General features: G+C 34.9%; 7 protein-coding genes and 1 riboswitch. Of the genes, 6 read left to right on the top strand and 1 reads right to left on the bottom strand.

The annotated features are described in order from the left end of the window. Positions 1-14: 14 nt before the first annotated feature. Positions 15-1,394: a tryptophanase gene (locus AC3AX0_RS03865; RefSeq protein ID WP_487548989.1), complete on the bottom strand. Its 1,380-nt coding sequence runs from the start codon at positions 1,392-1,394 to the stop codon at positions 15-17. Positions 1,395-1,532: 138 nt separating this feature from the next. Between AC3AX0_RS03865 and AC3AX0_RS03860 the strand changes: the two genes are divergently transcribed. The 6 genes from AC3AX0_RS03860 (at position 1,533) to AC3AX0_RS03835 (ending at position 7,793) form a co-directional block, all read left to right on the top strand. Further along, on the top strand, positions 1,533-1,994 hold the full coding sequence (locus AC3AX0_RS03860; protein WP_487548988.1) for a hypothetical protein: 462 nt from the start codon (positions 1,533-1,535) through the stop codon (positions 1,992-1,994). 94 nt (positions 1,995-2,088) lie between these two features. Next, entirely contained in the window at positions 2,089-2,862 is a 774-nt protein-coding gene (locus AC3AX0_RS03855) for a hypothetical protein (RefSeq protein ID WP_487548987.1), read from the top strand. Positions 2,863-3,108: 246 nt separating this feature from the next. Next, positions 3,109-4,332, top strand: coding sequence for a Fic family protein (locus AC3AX0_RS03850; protein ID WP_487548986.1), 1,224 nt, complete (start codon positions 3,109-3,111; stop codon positions 4,330-4,332). A gap of 320 nt (positions 4,333-4,652) precedes the next feature. After that, a complete protein-coding gene (locus AC3AX0_RS03845) occupies positions 4,653-4,994 on the top strand; it encodes a hypothetical protein (protein ID WP_487548985.1) in 342 nt (113 codons plus the stop codon). Positions 4,995-5,385: 391 nt separating this feature from the next. Continuing rightward, positions 5,386-5,564: riboswitch (cobalamin riboswitch) on the top strand. A gap of 295 nt (positions 5,565-5,859) precedes the next feature. Beyond that, entirely contained in the window at positions 5,860-6,000 is a 141-nt protein-coding gene (locus AC3AX0_RS03840; protein WP_487548984.1) for a hypothetical protein, read from the top strand. A gap of 608 nt (positions 6,001-6,608) precedes the next feature. Beyond that, positions 6,609-7,793 carry an ATP-binding protein gene (locus tag AC3AX0_RS03835; protein ID WP_487548983.1) on the top strand — a complete coding sequence of 395 codons (1,185 nt, stop codon included), beginning with the start codon at positions 6,609-6,611 and terminating at the stop codon, positions 7,791-7,793. Positions 7,794-7,928 lie beyond the last annotated feature (135 nt).

Raw genomic sequence — 7,928 nt, 5'->3', positions numbered from 1 at the left:
ACCTAATTATTCAATTACTTAATAGGCTTTAGTTTAGATGTGAAGTGTCTAAGTATCTTAGGTTGCCATGTTATTTCGTATCCCTTTACTTCTGAAGCTCTTTCCTTGATTGCCTTGAGTGCTTCAACAGTGATATCCAGATGAGCCTGAGTATAAACTCTTCTTGGAATTGCAAGTCTAGTAAACTCCATCTTTGACTCAAGCTGCTCTCCCGTCTCTGCATCTACACCGAGAAGGTATGAACCTATGTCGCAGGCTCTGATTCCTGCTTCTTTGTAAAGCTCTATGGAAAGTGCCTGTCCCGGGAACTGGTGATATGGAATGTGAGGGAACAGTGCCTTTGCATCCAGGAATACTGCGTGACCTCCAACTGGATATTGGAAAGGAATTCCAGCTTCCTTAAGTCTGTCTCCCAGGTATTCGCCCTGTCCAATCCTGTATTTCAGGAAATTGTAGTCTGTACCTTCATAGAGTCCGATTGCAAGAGCTTCAAGGTCTCTTCCTGCAAGACCTCCATAGGTGATGAATCCCTCGTAAGGAACCGTAAGGCCTTTTACTGCTTCAAAGAGCTCGGCATCTTCCTTAACGCCTATGAGACCACCCATGTTTACTATGGCATCCTTCTTTGCACTCATTGTGAATGCATCTGCATATGAATACATTTCTCTTGTGATTTCCTTGATTGACTTGTCTGCATATCCTTCTTCTCTTTCCTTAATGAAATATGCATTTTCTGCAAATCTGGCAGAATCTATTATTACCTTGATGCCGTACTTGTTTGCTATTTCTCTTGTTGCCTTCATGTTTGCAAGAGATACGGGCTGACCTCCGGCACTGTTGTTTGTTATTGTCATTATGATTACTGCAATTTTGTCGGCTCCCTGCTCCTTGATGAAAGCTTCCATTTTCTTAAGGTCCATGTTTCCCTTGAATGGAGCATAGTTTTTAGTATCTAGAGCATCTTCGCATACAAGATCGATTGGCTTGCCGCCGCAAAGTTCTACATGGCCTCTTGTAGTGTCGAAGTGCATGTTGGAAATTACATACTGTCCCTTGTTTATTAGCAAGGGAAGCAGTATTTTCTCGGCAGCTCTTCCCTGGTGTACAGGTTGTGCATGTTCATAGATGAAGATGTCTTTTACCGCATCCAGCACCCTGTAGTATCCTCTTGCTCCGGCATATGACTCGTCGCCTTTCATCATTCCGGCCCATTGGGAATCACTCATTGCTCCCGTACCGCTGTCTGTCATGAAGTCGATGTAAATATCCTTTGAAGCCAGTGAAAACAGATTGTAGTTTGCCTCTGCCAGTCTCTCGAGTCTTTCTTCCTTCGTTATCATTTCTAGTGGTTCAACCATCTTGATTTTAAATGGTTCTGCAACATATTTTTTCATGTTTGCCTCCTTGAATTATCTCTACTTAGCGTAGTTGCTTTTCTTGTTTCTAGATTATCATCGGATTCACTTACCATATAGTGACCATAATTGACTATAATTGCTATGTTGGCTATAATAAAAGAAAGGAGTACATTTATGATATATAATATTGGTATTTTAGGACACAAAAAGAGCATAAAGAAGGTTGAAAAGACTGCTGAGGAGTTTTTCCCTGAATTCAAGACTACGGCAATAGAGTTTTCCCAAAAGAAGGAGATGGATGTCATTATCGAATATCTTCATTCCAAAAATAAGGACTTTGATGGAATAATCTTTACGGGAAAGATACCTTTTGATGTGATTAATCATGAAATGCATTCACAAAATCCTTGGGTGTATCTGGGACAAAATCACAGCCAGCTTCAGAGGACCCTCTTGGAAACAGTATTTACAGATGATTATGACCTTTTGAAAATCAGCATTGATTCCCTTGATAAAAGAACTGTCAGAAATGCCTACAGTGAAATAGGAATAGAGGAGGACGGGTACTCGGCAATAATAGCAGAATATGATGTGTTTGAGTATGACTTTCAGGAGAAACTTATAGATTTTCCATAAATCCAATTATGAGGCGGGAATTGTATCATTTTGTATCACAGGAATCACAACTGTACATGATACTCTTGAATCAAAGGGAATACCCTGCAAGCTTATGAATCAGACTACGGATACCATAAGACATTCACTTCATGAGCTTAAGATGAAAATGATAAGGGACAATATTGAAGAAAGTCAGATCATTGTAGTTTCCATAAAGATTGATTCAGACAGTGAATATTCCATGCTAAATGAAAATGAATACCAACAGATGCATGAAAAGATGAAGGTTTCGGAGCAGATATACAGATTTGCACAGAGAATTCAGGCGGCGGTGGTTGAAGAGGGTAAGGAAAACTACCTGCTTTTTACAACCAAGAAGGTCGTAGAATTTGCTACGAACAACATGAGATACCTGTCTCTTCTTACGGACATGATGGAAAACACTGTAAAGACTGTAAGTGTAGGGATAGGCTACGGTGTCACTGCTAGGGAGGCGAAGTCTCATGCCGCACTAGGCATGAACAAGGCTATTAAGCAGGGTGGCAACATGTCATTTGTCGTATATGATGCTGCAAATATCGATGAACTTCAAGCAAGACCTGCAGGTACCGAGGATGAACCCATACTCTTTGATGCTGCCTTCAAGAGAATCGCGGATGAAACGAATATCAGTATAAATACCATCTATCAGTTACACAGCATAAGGGAAAGGCTCAACAAGGATTATTTTACTACGAAGGAGCTTGCCGATGAATTCGGCAATTCCCATAGAAGCATGAACAGGATAATAGAAAAACTGGAACTGGCAGGATATGTTGAGGTTGCTGGCAAGAAGGTTGTCTACAAGGCGGGAAGACCAAGTAGGATAATCAAACTTAAGTTTTAGAATGAGGTGGAAAATGATTAATGTATCAATAACACATCCCAACCTCGGCTTATAGCCTACTTATGATACGGTTCACAGTGAACAACTAAATACATTACTTTTATTAATCTGAGCAATTAAATATTGTCTCAGATTTTTTCGTAGTTCATGTAAATATTTAATAGTAGAAAAATAGTAACAAATTGGTAATAAATATTTATAAAATAATATATTTATGGTATCCTTGGATAATAGGGAGTTGTCGAAATGGATAATGAAAGATATATATTAAATGAATATATTACAAAAGAAAAATTTATGTTTAGAAATAGTAAGAAATCAAGTGAATTTCTTTTGGAGTGGGAAGAAATTGAGAGTAGAAGAAAAGATATGAGTATAGAGATACCTCTAAATGATGCAGCAGGTAGTAAACTCCGATATGTTCATACTTTAGAAACCGATGAAAATATAAAAAACATTATGAGTCTGGGACAAGAGGATGTAACAGATATGATATCTTCAGAGGTTAAGAGCGATACTCTAGTGGATTCTCTTATTGATGAAGCATTTAGTTCGTCTGTTATTGAGGGTGCATATTCTACAAGAAAAAGAGCAGGAGATATGATAAAGAATAATCTCAATCCTCAAAACAAGAGTGAAAAAATGATATTCAATAATTACAAGGCACTTGTATATACAATGGAAAACATTGAAAAAGAATTCAGCCATGATTTTATTTACAGAATCTGGCAGATTTTAACGGAAGGTACGATAGATGAAGAGGATATAACAGAGTTGTATAGAACAGATAGAGTATTTGTTGAGAAAAATAATGAGATAATATATGAAGGACCAGACCACAAAATGATATATGATATGATGGATAATCTTGTGAGCTTTATGAATATGTCGAGTATAATGAATCCAATAATTAATGCTTGTGTTATACACTACTATTTTGTATACATACATCCCTTTTTTGATGGCAATGGAAGGACAGCCAGGGCGATAATGAATATTTATCTGTTGAAAAACGGGTATGAGTTTTTCAAGTATTTTTCAATATCAAAAATATTGGTTGAAAAGAGAAAACGATACTATTCTGTAATTAAGGAATGTGAAGATTATGGTTCTGATATTACATACTTTATAGATTTTTATTCAAAGCTTATTCTTGAAACGGTAAATGAAGTAAGGAAGAATTACATATTTCACTATAGTAAGACAATTATTGAAAACCTGCTTGAGAAAAAGGAAATATTCCTAAACGAAAGACAGAATAGAATAATAAAAAGTTCCCTGAAATCCATGAATAAACATTTTGATCTTAAGTATTATCAAAAGAAATATAAAATTACATATGAAACTGCTAGAAAAGATATGGCATTGATTGTGGAGCTTGGAATATATAAGAAAATTAAAACAGGTAAAAAATTCATTTACAAAATGGAGAAGCTGGTAGATATAGTTGAACAGCTAAACAGGTTCTAAATAATAGGTGATACCGATGCGTTATAGTATCAATTACACATCCTGATTTCGGCTGATAGCCTACGTATGATACGGTTCATCGTGATTGACTAAATACAGTATTTTTTTTAGAAAATCCAAGCTGTTAAAGATAGTTTGGATTTTTGTTTGTTAAAAACGGCTGTCTAGAACGTTTGTCTTGTCGTTTAGGCCAAAAGCCTTGTTATTTAATCCAAGAGTAGTATAATGAATGTTGAAGATTTGTTTGCGTTTAACATCAAGTGTACATCTACATTAAAATATTGATTATTTGAATAAACTAATAAGAGGGGAGTTATAAAATGAAAAAAATAGTAAGTTTAGTAATTGTGATTGTTATGGTTGTAATTCTTGTAAGGGTAAGTTTTAGAGATGAAAGTGTACCAGAAAACAATAAATTATCTGTAGGTGAAGCTGATGAATATGGAAATGTTGTTACAGTAGACAATGATGAGGTTAGAGTAGTAACAAGTCCTACAAGTGAAGGGACAATAACGATTAAATATTATAAGAAAACAGGAGATTATGAGATAATAGATGTTGAAGGAGAGTCGACAATCATCGATGATTCAGTTCGTGAAAAACAAGGAACTGGAACTAAAGAGCCTGAAAAGGCTGTTAGACCTTCATCAGATTCTGAGTGAAAATAGTTCCTTGTGGTTTTCAAAATAGAATATAGATGTGTTATAGTAATTATGACACAATACTCCTCGGCTTATAGACTATTTATGATACGGTTACCGTGATTTATCAAATGCATTACTTTTTCATAATGATCTGAGCTAATAATAATTGGTTCAGATTATTTTTTTTGCCCAAAATCGTTGTCGAGGCCAGGTTACTTGTTTTTTTGAACAGAAGTAATATAATTGAACGAAAAGCGAAATTTGATTAAGTTTTTATAGAATAGGGAATATGGGGAGTACAATGATATCATTTTATTTTACCAGTCACATAAAATATATTACAGCAAAACTAGTTTAAATTGTTATTGTAATGCAAACATAAATAGTATATAATTTTGAAAACAAGTTGCAATAAAATACAAGTTGAGGTTTTTAATCTAAGATTAATTGGGAAGTTCGGTGTGAATCCGACGCAGCCCTCGCTACTGTAAGCATTTACGAAATTTCGATAATCACTGGGATAACCGGGAAGGTGAAAGAGTAGGATAAGATGTGAGCCAGGAGACCAGCCTTTTCTGTTATATATATATTTTTCGGTGGGAGATATGTAGTGTAGAGAGTCCCTGTATCAGTTTGAATCCATAAACAGGTAAGATTGGAAAAGTATATTTTTAGATCCCTCAGGGGATCTTTTTTATTGGTAAAAAAGGCTATGTACAAATTAGTTTATAAGAAACTTAAAGATATCAAAGTTGGAGGCAAAACGCCGCTGGCACTTGGAATTTGTTAAAAAATTTGCAGTTTAAGGAATACTTTTGGATGAGTGTATTGCCTCCGGTTTTTATGCTGAGGCAATATTAATAAACTAAGAGGAGGGTGCAACATGAGTGAAAAACAAGTACAACTTACATTCACAGAAGAAGAGGCGGCAAAGCTGCAGGCTTCAGCTGAAGCGCATAAAATGAGTCTTGAAGAATTCGTCAAGAAAATGGTTCAGCGCTCAATGACAAATAGCGCTCACTAGTGAGTGCGCAAGCAATGCTTATCAAAGTCATCTACTGATTTTGATAAGCATTTGCTTCGTATGCAGGCAGGGGCTTGGGATTGGGAAGCCGTTTAATAGATTTTGATATAGATAGCTATATAGAGCTAAAAACAAAAAATTGGACAACGGTGGAAAAGTGATACCATGTCGTGATAGCATATGCATATAAAAAGGAGCAGATCATGGCAAGTAATAGAAATAAGTATTCAGAGGAAATGAGAAATGAAACCGCAGCGGCTATAATTTAATTCTAAGAAAATGATAATGAAAATAATTTGACTTAGAATATTTTTCTTGTGGTTTTCATAATACAAGATGGATATGTTATAGTATCTATGACACACCCTATTCTCGGCTTATAGCCTACTTATGATACGGTTCACCGTGATTGACCAAATACAGTACTTTTAATAAATTATAATCCTGGCCTTTGCATACCTCAGCATATTGAATGATATTCTAGGTGTTATAATCGATGGAAAAACCTAAATAAGATCTTTTGAGATGCTAATTTAGTATAATTGGGTAAAAAGTCTTTTATAAAAGACTTAGTGATGATATAATATTAATTGAAAAGAGGTGTGCTGATGATAAGAAGAGAGTACTATTTGAGTAGAATACGTCAAGTTTTGAATAAACCACTTATAAAGGTATTGCTTGGAATGCGTAGAGTGGGCAAATCAACGTTACTAAAGCAAATAATGAAAGAATTAGTAGAGGACGGGATTCCTGAATCACAAATGATTTTCATGAATTTTGAATTACTTCAATTCGAACCTTTTAAGGATTATCAATCTTTAAATGAATATTTACGTAAATTAATGACAAGCAATATGAAATATTATATTTTTTTAGATGAAGTACAAGAAGTTCAAGGATTTGAAAAAGTTGTAAATTCTCTTAATGCTGAAGGTACTGCTGAAGTATTTATAACGGGATCAAATTCCAAGCTGTTGTCTGGTGAGCTTGCTACATATATGACAGGTAGAACTTATTCCATTGAGGTATTTCCACTGTCATTTAATGAGATACAAGCAGCCAATATGAAAGAGGATAGGGAAGTATTATTTGTTGATTATATTAAAAACGGTGGCATGCCAGCTCGTTTTGATTTTGAATCTATTGACTCTGCAAAAAATTACTTATCCGACATGTATAGATCAATTCTTCTGAAAGATATTGTATCCAGGTATTCTATACGGGATGTTGATCTACTGGAACGATTTCTTATTTATGTATTACACAACATCAGTCAAATATTTTCAGCAAATACCATAACTAAATTTCTTAAATCTGAGGGAAGAAAACTTTCAAAGGAAACGATATACAATTACATAGATGCATGTAGAAATGCATATTTGATTCACAGCATTCCCAGATACAATATTAAAGGTAAGGAATTGTTGCGAACCAATGAGAAATATTTTATAAATGATTTGGGTATACGTGGATTGTATTTCAATAATGAAGAAGATATTGGTCAGTCTCTTGAGAATATAGTATTACTTGATTTACTACGTAGAAACAAGAAGGTTTATGTTGGTAAAATTGATGAATATGAAGTGGATTTTGTCGTAGTTGATGGTAGTGAGATAGAATACATCCAGGTAACATACTTACTTGCAGCAGAGTCAACGATTGAAAGAGAATTTTCAGCTCTTGAAAGAATAAACGACAACTATCCAAAGACTGTTCTTTCAATGGATAGAATAGATCGTTCAAGAAATGGAATACGTCACAAGAATATAATCGAGTTTCTTTTAAGAGATTAGTATTTCTGCCAAAGTACTTAGACCTCGGCTTATAGCCTACTTATGATGCGGTTCACCGCGTATGATTCTAAAACTCTTGAATATTTGAACTTTCTTCAAAAAAGAAGCCACCGCATATTAGGATTTAATATCCAT

It is taken from the genome of Dethiosulfatibacter sp. (genome assembly GCF_983023055.1).
Note: the sequence above shows the minus strand (reverse complement) of the source record. Positions and strands in the feature narration are given on the sequence as shown.

Coding starts and splice junctions, on each gene's coding strand:
- AC3AX0_RS03865 (WP_487548989.1), bottom strand. CDS start 1,394: ATGAAAAAATATGTTGCAGAACCATTTAAAATCAAGATGGTTGAACCA.
- AC3AX0_RS03860 (WP_487548988.1), top strand. CDS start 1,533: ATGATATATAATATTGGTATTTTAGGACACAAAAAGAGCATAAAGAAG.
- AC3AX0_RS03855 (WP_487548987.1), top strand. CDS start 2,089: ATGAATCAGACTACGGATACCATAAGACATTCACTTCATGAGCTTAAG.
- AC3AX0_RS03850 (WP_487548986.1), top strand. CDS start 3,109: ATGGATAATGAAAGATATATATTAAATGAATATATTACAAAAGAAAAA.
- AC3AX0_RS03845 (WP_487548985.1), top strand. CDS start 4,653: ATGAAAAAAATAGTAAGTTTAGTAATTGTGATTGTTATGGTTGTAATT.
- AC3AX0_RS03840 (WP_487548984.1), top strand. CDS start 5,860: ATGAGTGAAAAACAAGTACAACTTACATTCACAGAAGAAGAGGCGGCA.
- AC3AX0_RS03835 (WP_487548983.1), top strand. CDS start 6,609: ATGATAAGAAGAGAGTACTATTTGAGTAGAATACGTCAAGTTTTGAAT.